Raw genomic sequence first — 19,354 nt, 5'->3', positions numbered from 1 at the left:
CCTAATCGATTTTTGGTGGTTGATCAAACGTATGATGAGGGGCAGGGCTAGGGACCGTCCATTCTAGTCCTTCGGCTCTTTCCCACGGTTTTGCTGGTGCTTTCTCTCCGCCTTTAATGCATTTAATGACGACCCAAAGGAATAGCAGCTGTGATATACCAAATGCGAATCCTCCGATGGAAACAATCTGATTCACGTCGGCAAATTGGATAGCGTAGTCGGGTATTCGGCGTGGCATACCGGCAAGACCAAGGAAATGCATTGGGAAGAACAGAATGTTTACCGAGATAAGCGATGTCCAAAAATGCCATAGACTAAGGCGTTGGTTGTACATATTTCCGGTCCATTTTGGTAACCAATAATAGGCCGCTGCCATGATGGAGAATACGGCACCAGAAACCAGAACATAGTGAAAGTGGGCGACTACAAAATAGGTGTCGTGATACTGGAAATCTGCCGGAACAATGGCCAACATCAACCCAGAAAATCCGCCGATGGTGAACAGAACAATGAAAGCGATAGCAAACAACATAGGGGTTTCAAAGGTAAGCGAGCCACGCCACATGGTGGCTACCCAGTTGAACACTTTCACACCCGTGGGTACCGAAATCAACATGGTGCAATACATAAAAAACAGTTCAGCAAACACGGGCATACCCGTTGTGAACATATGGTGCGCCCACACTAAAAATGACATCAATGCGATGCTAACGGTCGCGTAGACCATGGAGTTATAGCCAAACAATTTCTTACCAGAGAAAGCTGGAACAATGGCGGAAACAATGCCAAAAGAAGGTAGGATCATTATGTACACTTCTGGATGACCAAAGAACCAGAAAATATGTTGGAACATGACAGGGTCACCCCCCCCAGCAGCATCAAAGAAGCTAGTGCCAAAGTACTTATCGGTCAATACCATGGTTACCGCACCCGCTAGCACGGGCATAACGGCAATGAGTAGGAAGGCCGTTATCAACCATGTCCACACAAACATCGGCATCTTCATTAGTGTCATGCCCGGCGCGCGCATATTGAAAATGGTGACGATAACGTTGATCGCGCCCATGATAGAACTAATACCCATAATATGAACCGAGAAAACAAATAATGCAGTGCTATCGGGGCTATAAGTGGTAGAAAGTGGTGCGTAAAATGTCCAACCAAAATTCGGACCGCCCCCTTCAGTAAAAAGCGATGCCAGCAAGATTAAGAATGCGAAAGGTAATATCCAAAAACTGAGATTATTCATGCGAGGTAGCGCCATATCTGGCGCACCGATCATCATTGGGATCATCCAATTGGCTAAGCCAGTAAATGCCGGCATGACGGCACCAAATACCATGATCAGTCCATGCACCGTTGTCATCTGATTGAAAAAGTTTGGTTCGACAAGTTGTAACCCCGGCTGAAAAAGTTCTGCACGGATCACCATTGCCATCGCACCACCAATGAAGAACATGGTTAGGCTAAAAATAAGATAGAGCGTACCTATATCTTTGTGGTTGGTTGAAAACACCCACCTGGTCCAACCGCTAGGCGCATGATGAACATCATGGGAGGAAGCGGTATCTGACGCTACCAATTCTGATTCGATTGTCGAGCCGATGTTGTTGCTTTCTATAGAAGTTTTCATTGCTCTTCCTCCGAATTTTTATCTGCTTCAGCTGGATTCTTAAATGCATTGATATCGGAAGCCTGAATCACGTCACCTGTTTTGTTGTCCCAAGCATTACGTTGGTAAGTGATAACGGCAGCGATTTCTTGATCGGTGAGTTGAAGAGCAAATGCTTGCATAGCGGTGCCGGAGCGGCCATTAACGATGGTGTCAATGTGGAGAGAGATATCACCTGTAGCGATAGGACTTCCATTGATAGCAGGAAATACGGCGGGCAGACCCATTCCATTTGGTTGGTGGCATACTGAGCAGCGTTCCAGGTATACTTTTTCACCTATGGTCATGAGTTGATCTAATGGCATATTGTTTGCCAATGCTTTGGCAGCCTCGGTTTTCTGACGTTCGACGTCCTGACGTTTACCTAATAACCATTGTTCGTAGTCAACTTCCTCCATCGCGTGAACGACGATAGGCATAAAGCCGTGGGCTTGGCCGCAAAGCTCTGCGCATTGGCCGCGATAGATGCCGGGTTTGTCAATTTTTGTCCACGCCTCATTGATGAAGCCGGGTACGGTGTCTTTTTTTACTGCAAAATCTGGCACCCACCATGAATGGATAACGTCGTCGGAAGTGAGTAAAAAACGAATTTTTTTATTGATAGGTAAGACGAGTGGATTGTTAACTTCAAGTAGATAATTCGCCCCTTTCTCTTTAATACCGTCAATCTCTTCTGAGGAGGTGGCGAGTAAGCTGAAGAACTCAATTTCTTCACCAAAGTAGCTATAGTGCCATTTCCACTGCGAACCAGTGATCTTTATAGTCAAGTCTGACTTGCTTGTATCTTCCATTGCAATCAGTGTTTTGGTTGCAGGAATCGCCATCGCGATCAAAATGATAACAGGGATTACTGTCCATATAATCTCGACCTTTGTGCTTTCATGAAAGTCGGCAGCGACAGCACCTTTAGATTGACGGTGATTGAAAATGGCGTAGAACATCGCACCGAACACAACAAAAGCAATGGCACAGCATATATAGAAGATCAACATATGCAATTCATACACTTTGCCGCTAATTTCTGTCACACCTTGTGTCATGTTGAGTGAAGTCTGACCTAATGCTTTAACTGGTAGTGAGAGTAAAAGTAAATAAATGAACAATTTTCGGACAGTAGCTAGTTGATGCAAACGATATCCCCCCATCTTAGTCGAGTGCATCCCACGTCAATCTTTGATGATAACGCTGGAAACATACTGCACTGGTTGTAATTGTTATGATTATGTTAATGAATGCTAGTTTGATAATAGGAATTGTTCAAGGTGACAGAGTAAATTGCCGCCGCGATTATTGTGTTATCGAGAGCAACATTTGTGTACTTTTTTTGGAGTAAAAATTTAAAATTAACTACTTTTATTCTCAATTCGTTTTAGAAAATAGATCGTCTAAAATGAATGTAAGTTAATTTTGTTCTGTAATAAAAAGTAGAATGAAAGTAAAGTTTAATGGTAATAATCTTTATAAACAAATAGTTAAAAACAAATATGACTTGTATTTCTTGTATTAACATTGCAGATTCTTTGTATTGTTCAGTTGTATTAATGTGGTTACATTAAAATTAATACAATTATAATACATAAAATGACTCTTATGTGATAATTGTCACGGAAAGTTAGGACAAATAGTAAGAATATATAGCTACTGAGTAAGTCGTGACTAACTCATATATTTCTGAAATAGTTGTGCACCTCTTCTAAAGAGATTGAAAGGGCCATCAATAACGTTCGCAACTAATACGAGACGGTAGAGAGACGAGATAAAGGATAACAAGATGAAAATCTTAGCAATTACTGCATGTACTGCTGGGGTCGCTCATACTTATATGGCGGCTAAAACGTTAGAAAAAAAAGCGAAAGCGCGCGGTTATGATATTAAAGTAGAAAAACAAGGTGCTAACGGTATTGATGACCGCATCACGGCACAAGATATCGCTCAAGCTTCAGGTATCATTTTCGCCACAGATGTTGGTGTAGCGGAAATGGAACGTTTTGAAGGGCTAATATCTGTTCAAGGTAAAGTTAAAGACGGTGTCAAGAAAGCGGATGCAATGATTGATGCCCTAGTACAAAAGATTGAAGCAGCAGGTGGTGAAGCCTCTAAAGTTACTAGCGCTTCTACCGTGGCATTTGATGAACCTGATGATAGCAATAGCAACTTCGTTGTTAAGTTCTTAAAAAATTGGTACAAGGGCGCACTATCTGGTGTATCTCACATCATCCCTCTTGTTATTATTGGCGGCCTTTGTGTTGGTTTACTCAATCTTTTTTATGGTTATGACTATACCCACCTTTACAACCTCACAAGCGAACAGATTGCTGACAAAGAATTCATGGGTGACTTTGCCACCACACACCAAGGCATTGTTCACTATCTATACTACATTGCACTAAAAGCATTTAATCCACTGTTGATTTGTGTTCTTGCTGCATTTACTGCCTACGGTATGGTAGGTAAACCCGGCCTAGCGCCAGGCTTCGTTGGTGGTTATGTTGCCGTGGGTGGCACTTTCGGTAAACTAACGATCGTTAGTGGTGGTTTCATTGGTGGTCTTGTCGCAGGTGCAGCAGCAGCATTGTTTGTTATGCTTGTCCGTCAAATCAAGGTCCCTCAAGTATTAGAATCAGTTAAGATTCTTATTATTACTCCGCTTGTTGCCGGCGTATTAACGATTCTATTCATGCTAGTCGGCCCTGGTAAGTTCTTTGCGTTCCTAAACACTTCTTTAGCTGATTGGCTAAACGTAATGAGCGGTTCTAATCTACTCATCCTTGGCTTCATCCTTGGTTGTATGTCTAACCTTGATATGGGTGGTCCAATTAACAAAGCCGCCTACCTATTCTGTATTGGTGCCGGTACAAATGGTAATACTGAGTTCTACGCCGCGTTTACCGCCGCGAAATGTATCCCCGGTATGTCTCTTGGTATCATGGCGATTGCACTCCCTCGTTTCTTCGACGAAGAAGATCGTCTTGCAGGTCCATCTACCGCAATTCTAGGTTTCTGCGGTATTACAGAAGGTGCAATCCCTTACGCTGTTAAAGATCCAATGCGTATCATCCCAGCTCATATGATTGGTGGTGGTGTTGCGGCTGCTCTTATTCTCTCATCCAAGATCCAAATCGGCACGATTGCAGGTGGTGCGGTGTTTATGCTACCAGTAATTAGTGAGCCTATGGCATGGTTGACCTACTTTATCATCGGTGTTGCCGTTTCTATGGGCCTCACTATCGCTCTTAAGATGGTGGGCAAACAAGGTAAGGCAAAAGTAAAAGCACAGGCGTGATAAAAACATTTGGCACTCTTGACCCAACGAGTGCCGAATTTTAAGAAAGATAGGACGTTATTCCAATAAGTAAGATGTGAAGCACGGTGTTGATTTTATTGCCTTGTGCTTTCAATTGTGTGCCTACTGCCCATCCTTTCGGATGGGCTTTTTCTTATAAGTATAAAGGTAAAATTTATACGAGCAGTTGCGACATCTGCTAAAAAAGATTGGTTAATAACGTTATATTATTTCTAATAGTTTACTTGCAACATTGTTCCTTTTGTTAGCGACAAAGAGGCATTAAATAATTATCAATTATTAAGGGAATTGATCTTAATAGTCAAAATGTTAATTAAATCACAAATTTCTCCTGTCAAATGCTTATCATGTATTACAAGAAGAGAACACATGAATACAACAAATGACGGAATCAAAATCAAAACTAGCTATAAACCAGATTGTTTATGACATTCTAAAAGAAAACATTCCAGCAGGGTCATTTTTAAAAGGCGAAAATGAATTAGCGCAATCTTTAGGTGTTTCAAGAACTTCAATTCGAAGTGCATTGCAAACTCTGGCGAGTAAAGGCTTGATTACTATAACGCCAAAAGTGGGTAGTGTGGCGAATTTACCCGATGTATGGAATTGGCTAGATCATGACGTATTACGTTGGGTTACACAGTATAAAGAGTCGGATACTTTTATCCCTCATTTATTAGAAGTGCGTTTGATGGTTGAACCAAATGCGGCAGCGTTAGCTGCATTGAACGCGACTGGAGATAACCTCGCCGCTCTTGAAAAAAGTTACAATATGATGGCTTCTGGCTTGAAACAGGAAAATAGAGCGCAAATCAACATTGGTGATATAGAGTTTCATAAACAACTTTTGCAGGCTACTAAGAATCCATTTTTGATATCGCTGGGTGACGCGTTAACGACTACGATGGAAGTTTCTTTTTCTAGAACATTGGAACAGAACGTAATTTTGAGTAAACCAGCACTTAATGATCACTTTCATGTGATGGACGCAGTTCGGATGCGTAAACCGCAACTAGCCAGAGACACGATGAGGGGAATTATTATGGATTCCATCGCTAAGACAGCAAAAGTATTGAGTAGTAGCGACTATATAAAATAAACAGAAATAAATTAAACGCTGCGATGATTAATATCGTGGTCGTTTAGTTTAACAGCCCTTGTAATACAAGAGGCTCACTCAGGTAATACATTAAGAGGTTGGAATGGAAACTAATTGGATTGCTGTAGATTGGGGAACGACAAATTTTAGGGCCTTTTTAATGTCCGTTAACGGTGAATGCATAGATACAATCGAACAACCAAGGGGGTTGCTATCTGTTGAGCAAGGCCAATATCCGTCGATATTTGACGCATTAACAGAGCGCTGGACCAAAAGTTTCGGGTCATTACCAGTAATCATGGCTGGTATGGTTGGTTCACAGCAGGGTTGGCTCGAAGTCCCTTACGTTTGTGCTCCCGCTTCAGTAAATGATCTTCTTGAAAACATTCATGAGGTAGAACTTCTCTCTGGCAACAAAGGTAAGATTGTATCGGGTGTAAGTTATGAGAATGGCTTTGGTAGTTTTGAGGTAATGCGAGGTGAAGAAGTTCAATTGATTGGACTAAGCGAAATAGTCCAACAAGATTTTACGGCAATTTTATATGGCACTCATAGTAAGCACGCATACTGGCGGAATGGAAAACTAGATCGTTATTCAACAATAATGACCGGAGAGCTATATTCAATATTGATCGACCATAGCATTTTGAGTAAATCACTACCTGAACAAAAATTTAATGAAGAGAGTTTTATCAGGGGTATAGATATAGGTAAAAATCATCCTCTAAATCATGTTTTATTTAGCGCAAGAACGTTAAGGCTATTTAAAGAAATAGAAGAGTGTCACGTTCATTGTTATATCTCTGGAATGCTTATAGGCCATGAGTTTTCATTTATTGATGTATCTGAAAAGCTCTATTTAATAGGGTCTAAAAAGCTGTCAGACATTTATACTATTTCATTAAATTACCTAAATATTAAATTTGAAGTTATTGATGGTGACGACTGTTTTCTAAAAGGTATGAATAAAATATATAATAATGGGAATGACAATGAATAGTGAACAACTAAGAAATAACCTATGGTTTAGAGAACTGCCATTAATTGCAATTTTACGTGGTGTCAAGCCAAGTGAAGTGTTGGATATCGCTAAGGTTTTAATTGACAACGGTTTCCGCTTTATTGAAGTGCCATTGAACTCACCTGAAGCAATATGTAGCATTGAGAGATTAATAGAAAAGTATAGAGATAAAGCTTTTATTGGAGCAGGGACAGTGACCGATATCGAGAAACTAAAATCTGTTCTTCAAACTGGTGCTAAATTAATTGTGACACCCAACATGAATCCAGATGTCATTCGTTTGGCAAGAGCACATGATTGCGTGGTTTTTTCAGGAGTACAAACTGCAACAGAAGCGTTTTCAGCAGTAGATTGTGGTGTTACAGCATTAAAATTCTTTCCAGCGGAACTTATTCAACCATTAGGGGTGAAAGCGATCAAATCGGTATTACCATCTGAAGTGATCTGCTGTCCCACTGGAGGTATTGAAGCAAACTCTAAACAGATGAAATCTTACTTAGAAGTGGGTGCAGATGGTTTTGGTTTAGGGTCGGCTTTGTATAAAAAGGGCATGAAGCCCTTAGAGTTAAATATACGTGCTAAAGCGTATAGAGATAGTTGGAACAACATACAACACATAACACATAACACATAAAAATTAAAAGGTTACCCTATGAAACTAAATAAAATTACTGCCTTAATAACTATACCTCTAATGGCTATGTCATTACATGTTCAAGCAAAAGATATGCGTATCGGAATTGGAGTGCCTGAATCTCACTTTGAATTTATTGCAATGAAGAAATTTGAAAAACACATTGAAGATAACACCGAAATAGATGTGGAAGTTTACCCAAGTAATCAATTAGGGAGCGATTTGGAAGCGCTTGAACAGGTTAAGTTTAATGCAACTCAAATGAACCTACCTTCACCTGCTGTACTTGGTAATATAGTTAAGGACTTTAACATTTTAACTCTCCCATTTATTTTCCCAGACGAAAATGTTGCTAATCAGATAGTAGACGGTGAATGGGGTAAAGAGCTCTTATCTAAACTTGATAATGCGGGTTACGTTGGTCTTGGCTTCGGTAATTTTGGTTTCCGTCATGTGTCTAATAATGTTCGTCCTATAGAAAAAGTAGCTGACATGAAAGGTCTAAAGTTGCGCACTATGCAAAACAAGGCTCATCTTGACGCGTTTCGTGCACTAGGTGCTAATCCAACACCAATGGCTTTCTCTGAGTTGTTCTCGTCGTTGCAACAAGGTGTTGTTGATGGACAAGAAAATCCTTATACAAACATTTATTCTCAGCGGTTGTATGAAGTACAAAAATACGTGTCCAATACTGGTCATGTTTACTCTTGGGTAGTATTCGTCGTTGGTAAGAAGTTTTATGATGGTTTAACGACGAATGAGCAGAAAACGATGCAAGAAGCCGCTCGCATAGCTATTGAGCACATGCGTGTTTCAGTGAAATCTCAAGATGAAAAATCGTTACAGAATATGATTGACGCAGGTCTAATCTATACACCGTTATCTGTGGAAGTGAAGTTGGAAATGCATGAAAAAGTAGCTCCAATTGTAGAGAAATATGCAGCCAAAATTAATCCAGAATTATATAAGAAACTAACAAAAGAAGTGGCTAAGCTACAGTAATTTTTCATTCAAGGGCTGTGCAATGCAGCCCTAATTTAACATATGGTTTCGTTATGATTAATAAAAAAACTTCATTTTCAGACAATATTGAGGAATATATAAGTACATTTCTTTTTATTTCTCTAATAATCTTATGTTTTTTACAAATATTATTTAGATTTGTTTTTAATTTCTCACTTTCTTGGACTGAAGAATTATCTAGATATGTTTTTATAGCATTAGTTTATTTCTCCGCAAGTCTTGCTGTCGTCCGTGGTGCTCACGTTCGTGTAGAAGTTATAGATGGGATTATAAAAGGAAGTAGTAAAAAAATATTAGATTCTATAATTGATTTGTCGTTCGCTGCCTTTATGATTTGGCTAGGATATTTCGGCTTACATATTTCAATGGATGCCATAAGTATTGAACAAACAACACCTGCTCTTGAATGGCAAGCAGGTTGGGTATACGCGATTATTCCATTTACTTTTTATTTAATCGCACTGAGATTAATTCAACGAGTATACCGTCGAATAAACGGCAACCTTGAACATGAATATGCGCTCAGTGAAGCACAAGAAGCATTGAGAAAAATAGAAGATGAACGAGGAATAAAATAATGGAAGCATTTCTGATTACTATGTTCGTTTTTATCGCTTTACTCGCAATAGGAATGCCAATTGCGATTAGCATCGGTATGTGTACTGCTTTCGCGTTGATACTCGCAGATATTCCTATTTCGTTCATTGCTCAAACGGCATTTACCTCACTGGATTCTTTTACCTACTTAGCAATCCCTATGTTCATCATGGCGGGTTTTGTGATGGAAAAAGGTGGGCTTTCTAAGCGGATAGTTAACTTTGCCTCCAGTTTAGTTGGGCGTACGGCTGGTGGATTAGGGATCGTTACTGTTGTGGCTTGTATGTTTTTTGCAGCCATTTCAGGTTCGTCACCAGCTACAGTCGCTGCAATTGGCTCAATGATGGTGCCTTCGATGATAGAGAAAGGTTACAACCGTCATTTTGCTGGAGCGTTAACGGCATCGGCAGGATCTCTGGGAATTCTTATTCCTCCATCTATACCAATGATTATTTATGCCGTTACTGCAGAAATATCTATTGGCGATATGTTCTTAGCTGGCTTTATACCTGGAGGGATGATTGGTTTTGGTCTCATTTTTGCGGTTTATGTAATTTCTAAAAAGCGTGGTTATAAAGGGCAAGACGAAGACTTTTCACTATCAAAAATAAAAGAAACTTTCCTTGATGCAAAATGGGCGTTGTTAACACCAATTATTATTTTGGGTGGTATTTATTCAGGTATTTTTACTGCAACTGAAGCGGCTTGTATTACGGTTATTTATACGTTGATTGTAAGTTTCTTTATCCACAAAGAAATGAGTTTTAAGGATCTGATTCCTACGGTATCAAGAGCCGCGCTAACCACCGGTTGTGTCATCATTATTTTAGGTTTTGCCACCGCATTTGCCCGGTATTTGACCATTAGCATGATTCCGCAACAGATTGGGGAAGCAATTTTAGAACTAACGGACAACCCCACAATAATTTTATTAATTTTTGTCGCCTTGATTATGTTTACTGGCTTATTTATTGAAACGGCTGCACAGATTTTAATTTATACACCGTTGTTCTTACCTATTTTAGTTCAACTCGGTATTAGCCCATACCATTTCGGCATCATTCTTATCGTGGGGACTGAACTTGCTCTAATCACGCCACCTGTTGGTGTCAATTTATTTGTCGCAAAAGGCATTACTGGATCATCTATGGTCCAACTAACTCGCGCTGTAATTCCATTTTTAATCAGTATGTTACTTGTACAAATCGCATTGGTATTTATGCCCGGCGTTATTACTTTTTTACCAGATTTATTTAAATAGGTTACGTCATGAAAATTGTAGGTTATGAAAAATTTATTGTTGCTCCTCGTTGGGGATTCCTAAAGATAATTACCGATGAAGGTATAGTTGGTTGGGGTGAGCCAAGCCTAGAAGGACGGACACATACTGTCCACACCTGTGTTGATGAGTTAATGGAATACCTTATAGGCAAAGACCCAAGGGATATTGAACTTCATTGGAACTACCTACACCGTTCGACGTTCTATCGCGGTGGCGCCGTGATGATGAGCGCGCTATCAGGTATTGACCAAGCGTTATGGGACATTAAAGGAAAGGCGTTAGATACCCCTGTATATCAATTAATGGGTGGTAAGTGCCGAGACAAAATACAGACATATTCATGGATAGGTGGTGATAGACCTGATGATGTAGTGCGTATGGCTAAAGAACGTAAAGCGCTTGGATTTAATGCAATAAAGATGAACGGGACGGCAGAACTCAATTTTATTGATGACTTTAGTAAAATTGATGCGTTGCTGGACCGAGTTCAAGGTTTACGAGATGCAATGGGCAAAGATTTTGGGATTGGCATTGATTTTCATGGACGCGTTCATAAAGCGATGGCGAAAATTATGATGAAAGAGTTAGCACCTATGCGGCCTATGTTTGTTGAAGAACCTGTACTTGCTGAGCATTTTGATTGTATCCATGAAATTGCTCAGTATGGCGCAATTCCAATAGCTACGGGTGAAAGATTGCACTCACGCTGGGAGTTTAAAAAGCTATTGGAGCATGGAGGGGTTGACATTATTCAACCGGATATTTGTCATTGTGGTGGTTTAACTGAGCTTAAAAAAATCGCCTCAATGGCGGAAGCTTATGACGTGGCGTTAGCACCGCATTGCCCACTTGGGCCGATCGCTTTAGCTTCTTCTGTTCATATTGACACTACTTGTCAAAATGCAATTATTCAAGAACAAAGTATTGGAATGCACTACAACAAAGGTTGTGACGTTCTTGATTATGTTGAGAATAAAGACGTATTTGAGTTTGATAACGGTTATTGCTTGAATATTAATGGACCGGGCCTTGGTATTGAAATCAAGGAAGAATTCATGAGAGAACAACATGAAAAAGCGTTAACTGAGCCGAAATGGAGAAATCCTCATTGGTCAAACAAAGACGGTTCTTTTGCGGAGTGGTAAGGATGAGTAATTGCGGATCATGTGGTTCGTGTGGTGTAGGGGATTTAACTTCTCATTACAACGAGATACTGAAAGAAGACAATGGTGCACTTAAGCGTGCTCTGTACAAGTCTATGGGTCACAGTGATAGTGACCTTAGAAAGCCAATCATTGCTGTAGTAAATAGTTATACCAATGCAACTGCAGGCCATGCTAATTTGGACGTGGTTGGAGCTGAAGTGATTAGAGGTATCGAAGAGTCCGGAGGTACAGCGATGACTTTTGGCACTATCGCTCCTTGTGATGGAATTGCGGAAGGCCATATTGGTATGCGTTATATATTGGCCGCCCGTGAAGTCATCGCTGCGTCGATAGAAGTGATGGTCAGGGCTCATAATTTTGATGCAATGGTGTTACTTGGCTCGTGCGACAAAATTGTACCGGGGATGCTAATGGCCGCGGCTCGATTGGATATTCCAGCTATTTTAGTTAATGGAGGACCAATGTATCCGGCAGAGTACGCCGGGAAACATTGGGACGGCAATATTGTTACTGAAGCGATAGGTTGGAAAAACAAAGGGCAGATAGATGACAAAGAGTTTCGCAAAATAGAAGATCTGGCAGAGCCAACTATTGGCTCGTGTGCCATGTATGGCACGGCTAATACTATGTGTTGTCTATCTGAGTCATTAGGTATGACTTTACCCCAAACTTCAACTATTCCTGCCGTACATCCACAACGATTAGAAGTTGGTTATCAAAGCGGTGTTCGTATTGTTGAGATGTTGGCAGAAGGGTTGACTGCTCGGAAGATTATTTCTAAAAACGGTATACATAATGCAATTTGTACGCTCCTAGCAACGGGAGGTTCAACGAATGCAATTATTCATCTGCAGGCCATTCATTACGAAGCAGAGTTAGGTGAATTAGACCTTGATGTTTTTGATAAAATGAGTCAGAAAATTCCTTTGGTAGCATCGATTTATCCTGCGTCTAAATACGATATGATTGATTTTTTTGAGGCTGGAGGTGTGGCAGCAGTAGAGAAAGAGCTTTCCTCTTTGCTTGAGTTAGATGCGGTCACGGTTTTAGGTACGAAACAGGAGTGCTTGGAACGTGTTCAGACTTCGACTAATCGAGAATTAATTCGAACATTAAATAATCCTTTTTTACCAGAAGCTGGCGTTGGTATATTAAAAGGTAACTTATCTCCATTGGGTTCGGTGGTTAAGCCTGCTGCTGTGCCTGAAGCTATGTTTAAGTTTACTGGCAAAGCTGTCGTTTTTGAGTCTGAACAGGCTGCTGTTGAGGCGATAATGAACGATAAAATTCAAGAAGGTAGTGTTGTTGTAATTCGTTATGAAGGAACGACAGGGGGCCCAGGATTACCTGAAATGTATAAGCCAATGAAATTACTCGAGGGAATGGGTTTATCAGAGAGCTGTGCATTAATTACGGATGGTCGCTTTTCTGGATCAAACCGTGGTCTCTTTGTAGGACATATATCACCAGAAGCCTATGAAGGTGGCTTGATTGGATTAGTAAATAATGGTGATGAAATTAGCTTGGACTTAACGACAAGAAAAATCACGTTACATGTCGATGATGCAATATTAGGTTCCCGTAGAAATTCTTGGACTCGTTTGCACAAAGAAATACCTAAAGGTTTTTTACGTTTATACCGAGAACGAGTTTCATCTGCAGCATATGGAGCGATTTTAAAATGATAAAGCCTGAAGATATTATAGGGGTGAACCCCATTGTTGCAATGCCATTCGATGCTTTTGGTAGAGTTGATATTTTGAGTTTTAAAAGGTTGGTAGAACATTTGGTCAATATAGGTTGCAATGGATTGACTTTGTTTGGAATTGCCAGTGAATTCTACAAACTAAATATATATGAGAAGGAGAATCTAGCTGATTGGTTCCATCAAATAACTTCAAGATCTAAAGTGTTCAGTTGTGTTTCTATCACGGAGCATGCAACTGAATTGGCAGTGGAACAAGCAATAAAATACTGGAATCAAGGCTTTGATTCATTGATGCTTTTACCTCCATTTTTTTTAAATCCGAGCGCGAAACATATAATTCATCATATTAAAAGTGTGCTAGACGCGGTCGATATCCCCGTTTTCATTCAGTATGCTCCAACAGAAACAGGCATGACGATTTCGCCTGAAGATATGAAAGAGATCAGCGATAATCACCCTAATGTGGTATTCAAAATTGAATGTAATCCGCCAATGGAATATACAAAACAACTACTAAGATACGTACCAGATGCGGTTGTTATGAATGGTTATGCCGGTTTGTACATGTTAGACATGCTTGATAACGGAGGGAAAGGAGTAATGCCCGGTTGCTCATTTGCTGAAATATACGTGTCAATCTATCAATTATGGGAAAGTGGTAAACAGGAAAAGGCAAAAACACTTCATAATAAATTATTGAAATATATAAGAAAATGGATGTCGAGTTGTGAGTATATTATATCAATAGAAAAAGAAATATTAACTAGGCGAGGTATTATTTCTACTGGGTACTGTCGTAAACCTGATTACCCTCTTACCGAATCAGATATGCAAGATGTCGATATGTTTTTAAGAGAATTCAATCTCCTCTGAACGTGTAATTTTTATGTACTAATATCTAATTGGTTACGTAAATTGGCTCATTGAGGAGGATTGGTGTCGTTCTTTATTTCATTTTGCTCTAAATGTTATACTCAGACATCATTCAATGAATTTTGGTTTTATTTAACCGTTCACCACATAACGGAAAATGCTATCTGCTATAAAGGTAGATATAAAGTAAAAGTGATACGAATGACTGTAGAGTTAGAAAGATCAACCTAAAGAGCATGTCGTTTTAAGGACGGATACTGAAGGAAGATTTGTGTTATTAATAATGAAATATATTAGACAAAGGTTTTCTCTTTTCTGAAATAAATACACATTTGCTTTGTAGATACGCTAAAGTCTTCATTGATAATAAATACTTATTTAATAGGATATTACGTGATGTTTCGAATGTTAGTGATCTGTTGTTTGATGTTTAGTGGTTTCTCTTCTGCTGAAAATGAATTGGTTGCCGAACCCGAGATTCGTGGGCCACTTATTGAGCTAGATGTTGTGGTGGATACGAAGGGAATAGAAGAAGCAATATTGATTACCAACCAGTCTATGAAGCAGGTAATAGAAGCGTTAAATCGGATATCCGATAACCAAGAACTTACACCAGAACAAGCGGCAATAATTACCTCGACATCAGGGAATATTAGCCACTTAGCCATGTCATCAACAGAAGTGGTAGAAGCATTGCCAGAGGCCATCGCCAAAGCAAGAGAATCCGTTGTCGCTAATGCCCGGATATTTCTGAGTGATCTGAAAATGAATATACTCATCGTGCTGATTTTGATAGTGGTCGGGTTAGCGATTGTCATTGCCTGTTTGTATTGGTTTGTCATTCGACCTATGCAGAGCACCATAATGGCAGCGACGGGTAATGTCGCAAGTATGGCAAATTCTATTCAGATAACGGCTAAATCTTTAGAAGAAAGTAACAAAACTCATGCGAAGTTGTTAGAGATGTTAGAACAGAATCACAACACGGCATAGATGAATCAATGCACTGCCCATGTTGTTTTGATGGGTTAATAAGGTGTTGCTAATTTGTAACTATACGTGACAGGGCCTATAATTTATCTCGACATAATAAAGATTTGATATGTGGGAGATTACATGCGAGTTCTTATCTTTGGATTAATGGTGGTATTGCTGAGCCCTGTTGGTTTAGCTCGTGATTTAATTTTAGAAGTTTCAAATAAGCCAGTAAAAATAGTTACGTTTGACGAACTTAAAACTATGCCTTCAATAAGCTATAAAACCCATTTGCCTTGGTTTACTGGTGAAGCGGAGTTTACGGGCGTTTCATTAAAGTATTTTCTGACTAAGCAGTTTGGAACCATCCCAGATGTTGTTACCTTCCGCGCGTTAAATGACTATTCCGTCGATATTGTTAAGAGTGATATAGAAAAATTTGATCCTATTATCGCCTATCTAAAAGATGGAAAGGAAATGATAGTGCGAGAAAAAGGACCTTATTGGATAATATACTCGCTTTCTGATTTTCCGATAATTGATGTCAGCCCATATCACTCTCAGATGATCTGGCAGTTAGAAAAAATTAAAATCGATAGCCTATGAAAATAGAGCGCTCCATTAAAAAGGCTCATCTTTACTCAGGCACAACGAAACTCTTGCTGTCAATGTTTGCGATCATTATATTGATAGCCAACATTTATATATTGGGAGAAACCAAGAAATTGGTGGCTTCTTTTTCTAGTCAACAAAACCAGGCAACGTGGTTTCTTTTTCAGTTGAATAAAGAGTTGTTAGAGCTTACAGCGAATGCGAGCCATTTAGGTGACGGTGATAATCACCTGCCAACGGTATTGCTTAAATACGACCTTGCATGGAGCCGTTTTGATCTATTGTTGACGAGTAAGCAATCGGATGACTTTATGGCATTGACTGGCACGAGGCCTTTCTTTACTCATCTATTTGATGAGTACAAAAAGATTGAACCTCTACTCGATACTATTGAAGACACAAAATCGAAGAGCTCTATTGAATTTGTAAATGGGACTACAGAGATTCATAAACAGTTAGTCGACTATATTAATCGAAATTTTCGTGTTGCAAGTCCTCTGTATTTGGAAAGACGAAATCAAGTAAACAATTTAGAGCAGATGCAAACAGTGTTACTTCTGTTACTGGTCGTCTGCATATCCATCATCGGATTGATATTTGCCAAGGAGCTAAAATACAGTCGATGCCTCGCGTTGACGGACACATTAACTTCATTACCAAATCGATTAGCGCTGTTTAACGTGGTCGATGAATTAAATAATGAAAATAAGTCATTTAACCTTTTTCTTTTAGATTTAAATGGCTTCAAGCAAATAAATGACAAATATGGGCATCAGGTAGGCGACAAAGCCTTGATCGAAGTTGCTAAGCGTCTTAATTTGAATCGAAGCATGAAATCCTATCCATTTAGGATTGGTGGGGATGAGTTTGCTGTGGTGGTACCAGAAGAATTTTTGAGCTCAGGTGATGACTTTTGTAAAGTACTCGAGTCGATATTTCATCGCCCGTTTAAGTATGAAGATACCCATTACGAGCTTTCTACCAGCATAGGCTTTGCAAACTTCCCAAATGATAGCATTCATATTGACGAACTCATTCGTCACGCCGATCAAAGAATGTATCAAATGAAGTTTACCCATAGGGAGGCAACAACCGATAGTTGGAAATAATGTATATTCTCATCAATTGAGGTGATGAATTTCATTTTAGGTTAATGGTTCTTTGGAAAATTATTAATGTTCAGAAGAGGATCTATTTATATTGACCGACCGTCAGTCAAGTGTTAGTCTATCTCGATATAATTGAGAGATAGACCATTTTTGGTATCAGCAATAACGATGGACACCTAGTTATTGTGTGTTTTAGAATTATATGAGTTGAGGATGTATTAACATATGCTGTAGTAATAGCGAGATTATCGTAGATGTAGATGTAGATGTAGTTGTAGTTGTGCTTACAATATCGAATCCGAAAAGGACATTAAGCTAAATAAACGTGTGTATTGGACGAAATAGTTAGGGATATTATGTAAATTATAAACTGCAGAGATTATCCCTTAAGATTAATGATAGCAATGCCTTATATTAATAGTAATTGGAAATAAGAAAATAACTTTTTTATTTTTTAGACGCTGCAGAAAACTCGAGTTGTCAAAGTGACACCATACTGCAGTTCTTCCTTTTACTTGACGGTTCTACAATTTTTGGATGTTATGGCATTATTGCTAATGATTGCATTAACCGTCCCGATCTAGGACCGTGGTTATGTTGTCTTTATATTGAACCTTAATACAGAGATGCACATCTAAGCCAGATCATTTTTAATATTCTGAGGATAAACTGCGAAATACAACTGTTGATTATCTATTATTAACTACAAGTTACGACAATTTATACGAGAAATTTAGTTGGGCCCGTATTGAAGATGCCTCCTAAAATAATGTTATTAGATATGAGAGACGATTTATTGTGAGGGGCAGAGATTGTATTCAATTGACAATTTTTTAGGGTATACAATATTAAATAGCTGTTCAAAAAAATTAGATGTTGTAAATACACATTAATTGTACTGAATATATTAATATAAGGTTTAACGTTATTAATTATTTAAAAACCCCCATGGTTGAATACTACATAAAAGCTACTTAATAACGCATTAATAACAATAAATTTAGGATATTTTGAATGGAACAGTCAATCAATCATATAGCCCTAGTTGTAGAAAACTATGATGACACTATCGATTTGTTGAAATTAGAGTTGTCAGCAGATACTTATCAAATGGAGCAAAATAAACGTTGGATTATCGATTCAACGACGGCCCATGATAGCGTCACATTATTGCTTGTACATGAGTCAGATTTTGGACTATATGAAGCTATAGGACATCAATTTGGAGGGCGTGCATTCTTGTTTTCGAACGCTGATCTTTCTTGTCGAGATAACAATAGAATGGTAAATGAAGGAAAAGGGGTCGAATTCATTAGGTTTTTTGAAGTGGTAGATTACGGGATGATAGTTGTGTTCGAAGATTTTTATGGAAATTTATGGAATTTACTAGAACGGAATGAGGAACATATTATATTGGTAAAAATGGCACAGTTAAAATCAACATAGGTACAAAATTTTCGATTAACTTTAATATGTAATGCATAATGGATATACTCATAATAGGGCTATATTTTTTTAATTTTTGAGGTAATAAGTTGTCAGTTACATTATTCAAATATGACATGCTCAATATTTCGTATTAATACCTTAGTTAGATCTGGGGCCAATACAGTTAAACCTGACTAGAGTTAAGAACAAATTCTGAATACTTAGAAGAGTCTCATTCCTCTTTCACCAATTAAATTTAAAACGTGGTCGTGATGATTTTAACAAGTAAAATTAAGCCGTCATCACCAGCTAGAATCATATGTTCTTTTCCTCTAGGAATTACCGCCATTGTACCTAAATGGTAAGTAACACTCTCTTTGTTTAGTACACATAATCCAGAACCTTCAATAACTTCATGCAATTCTATTTGATTTATATAACGATGATTCTTAAAGGAAAAATTAGGGGGAATTTTAACTAAATGATAGCTTAAAAGACCATTTGTAGCCGCTGAATTTATAACTTTTTTAAGGTAAATACCACTATATGTAGGATGCTCTACCCATTCTATTTCCGCAGTATTTACCGTTCGAGCGGTATAGTATGTTGCTCTATTGGCAATGTTTGTAGTAATGACTTTTGTTTCCATTGAAAACTCTTATTTTTAATTTAATAGGTATTATTTACTTTGATAAAGATGATAATCATTTGTAAAATAATATATTGAACGAACTTTCTAATTGGTACTAGCGATTTAGATTCTTTCAGCAATAACAACCCCACCAATTATGAACTTCGCTAGTAATTTTTGAATTTTAATAGGTGAGTTGGACTGCCCAGACTCCAGTAGA

General features: G+C 38.7%; 17 protein-coding genes. 14 read left to right on the top strand and 3 right to left on the bottom strand.

Going from position 1 to position 19,354, the window contains the following annotated elements; genetic code table 11:
- Position 1: 1 nt before the first annotated feature.
- Complete coding sequence (gene ctaD, locus L3V77_RS19965; protein WP_275137993.1) at positions 2-1,633, bottom strand: cytochrome c oxidase subunit I; 1,632 nt, start codon at positions 1,631-1,633, stop codon at positions 2-4.
- A complete protein-coding gene (coxB, locus tag L3V77_RS19960) occupies positions 1,630-2,712 on the bottom strand; it encodes a cytochrome c oxidase subunit II (protein WP_275138265.1) in 1,083 nt (360 codons plus the stop codon). Before coxB ends, ctaD begins: the two co-directional genes overlap by 4 nt.
- 731 nt (positions 2,713-3,443) lie before the next feature.
- On the opposite strand from coxB, the gene L3V77_RS19955 reads away from it, so the two are divergent.
- The 14 genes from L3V77_RS19955 (at position 3,444) to L3V77_RS19890 (ending at position 18,521) form a co-directional block, all read left to right on the top strand.
- Complete coding sequence (locus L3V77_RS19955) at positions 3,444-4,955, top strand: fructose-specific PTS transporter subunit EIIC (protein ID WP_275137992.1); 1,512 nt, start codon at positions 3,444-3,446, stop codon at positions 4,953-4,955.
- A gap of 403 nt (positions 4,956-5,358) precedes the next feature.
- Positions 5,359-6,075: an FCD domain-containing protein gene (locus L3V77_RS19950; RefSeq protein WP_275137991.1), complete on the top strand. Its 717-nt coding sequence runs from the start codon at positions 5,359-5,361 to the stop codon at positions 6,073-6,075.
- Positions 6,076-6,178: 103 nt separating this feature from the next.
- On the top strand, positions 6,179-7,075 hold the full coding sequence (locus L3V77_RS19945) for a 2-dehydro-3-deoxygalactonokinase (protein WP_275137990.1): 897 nt from the start codon (positions 6,179-6,181) through the stop codon (positions 7,073-7,075).
- Positions 7,068-7,730, top strand: a complete 663-nt coding sequence (locus L3V77_RS19940; protein WP_275137989.1) for a 2-dehydro-3-deoxy-6-phosphogalactonate aldolase — start codon at positions 7,068-7,070, stop codon at positions 7,728-7,730. The genes L3V77_RS19945 and L3V77_RS19940 overlap by 8 nt, the downstream gene beginning before the upstream one ends.
- Before the next feature lie 18 nt (positions 7,731-7,748).
- Positions 7,749-8,732, top strand: coding sequence for a TRAP transporter substrate-binding protein (locus tag L3V77_RS19935; RefSeq protein ID WP_275137988.1), 984 nt, complete (start codon positions 7,749-7,751; stop codon positions 8,730-8,732).
- Between the two features lie 53 nt (positions 8,733-8,785).
- The gene (locus L3V77_RS19930) at positions 8,786-9,331 is read left to right on the top strand and encodes a TRAP transporter small permease (RefSeq protein WP_275137987.1); all 546 of its coding nucleotides are present in this window, start codon (positions 8,786-8,788) and stop codon (positions 9,329-9,331) included.
- On the top strand, positions 9,331-10,611 hold the full coding sequence (locus L3V77_RS19925) for a TRAP transporter large permease (protein WP_275137986.1): 1,281 nt from the start codon (positions 9,331-9,333) through the stop codon (positions 10,609-10,611). The genes L3V77_RS19930 and L3V77_RS19925 overlap by 1 nt, the downstream gene beginning before the upstream one ends.
- 8 nt (positions 10,612-10,619) lie before the next feature.
- Positions 10,620-11,777: a galactonate dehydratase gene (gene dgoD / locus L3V77_RS19920; RefSeq protein WP_275137985.1), complete on the top strand. Its 1,158-nt coding sequence runs from the start codon at positions 10,620-10,622 to the stop codon at positions 11,775-11,777.
- A gap of 2 nt (positions 11,778-11,779) precedes the next feature.
- The gene (ilvD, locus tag L3V77_RS19915) at positions 11,780-13,483 is read left to right on the top strand and encodes a dihydroxy-acid dehydratase (protein ID WP_275137984.1); all 1,704 of its coding nucleotides are present in this window, start codon (positions 11,780-11,782) and stop codon (positions 13,481-13,483) included.
- Positions 13,480-14,379, top strand: a complete 900-nt coding sequence (locus L3V77_RS19910) for a dihydrodipicolinate synthase family protein (RefSeq protein WP_275137983.1) — start codon at positions 13,480-13,482, stop codon at positions 14,377-14,379. Before ilvD ends, L3V77_RS19910 begins: the two co-directional genes overlap by 4 nt.
- Positions 14,380-14,775: 396 nt before the next feature.
- The gene (locus tag L3V77_RS19905) at positions 14,776-15,372 is read left to right on the top strand and encodes a hypothetical protein (RefSeq protein ID WP_275137982.1); all 597 of its coding nucleotides are present in this window, start codon (positions 14,776-14,778) and stop codon (positions 15,370-15,372) included.
- A gap of 123 nt (positions 15,373-15,495) precedes the next feature.
- The gene (locus L3V77_RS19900) at positions 15,496-15,960 is read left to right on the top strand and encodes an oxidoreductase (RefSeq protein ID WP_275137981.1); all 465 of its coding nucleotides are present in this window, start codon (positions 15,496-15,498) and stop codon (positions 15,958-15,960) included.
- Positions 15,957-17,075, top strand: a complete 1,119-nt coding sequence (locus L3V77_RS19895) for a GGDEF domain-containing protein (RefSeq protein WP_275137980.1) — start codon at positions 15,957-15,959, stop codon at positions 17,073-17,075. The genes L3V77_RS19900 and L3V77_RS19895 overlap by 4 nt, the downstream gene beginning before the upstream one ends.
- A gap of 1,014 nt (positions 17,076-18,089) precedes the next feature.
- Positions 18,090-18,521, top strand: a complete 432-nt coding sequence (locus L3V77_RS19890) for a VOC family protein (protein ID WP_275137979.1) — start codon at positions 18,090-18,092, stop codon at positions 18,519-18,521.
- Positions 18,522-18,759: 238 nt separating this feature from the next.
- Here L3V77_RS19890 and L3V77_RS19885 read toward each other — a convergent pair whose 3' ends face one another.
- Positions 18,760-19,152, bottom strand: coding sequence for a cupin domain-containing protein (locus L3V77_RS19885; RefSeq protein WP_275137978.1), 393 nt, complete (start codon positions 19,150-19,152; stop codon positions 18,760-18,762).
- Positions 19,153-19,354: the final 202 nt, after the last annotated feature.

The organism is Vibrio sp. DW001, from assembly GCF_029016285.1.
Lineage (GTDB): Bacteria > Pseudomonadota > Gammaproteobacteria > Enterobacterales > Vibrionaceae > Vibrio.
The sequence above is the reverse complement of the archived record's forward strand: the minus strand, read 5'-3'. Positions and strand labels throughout refer to the sequence as shown.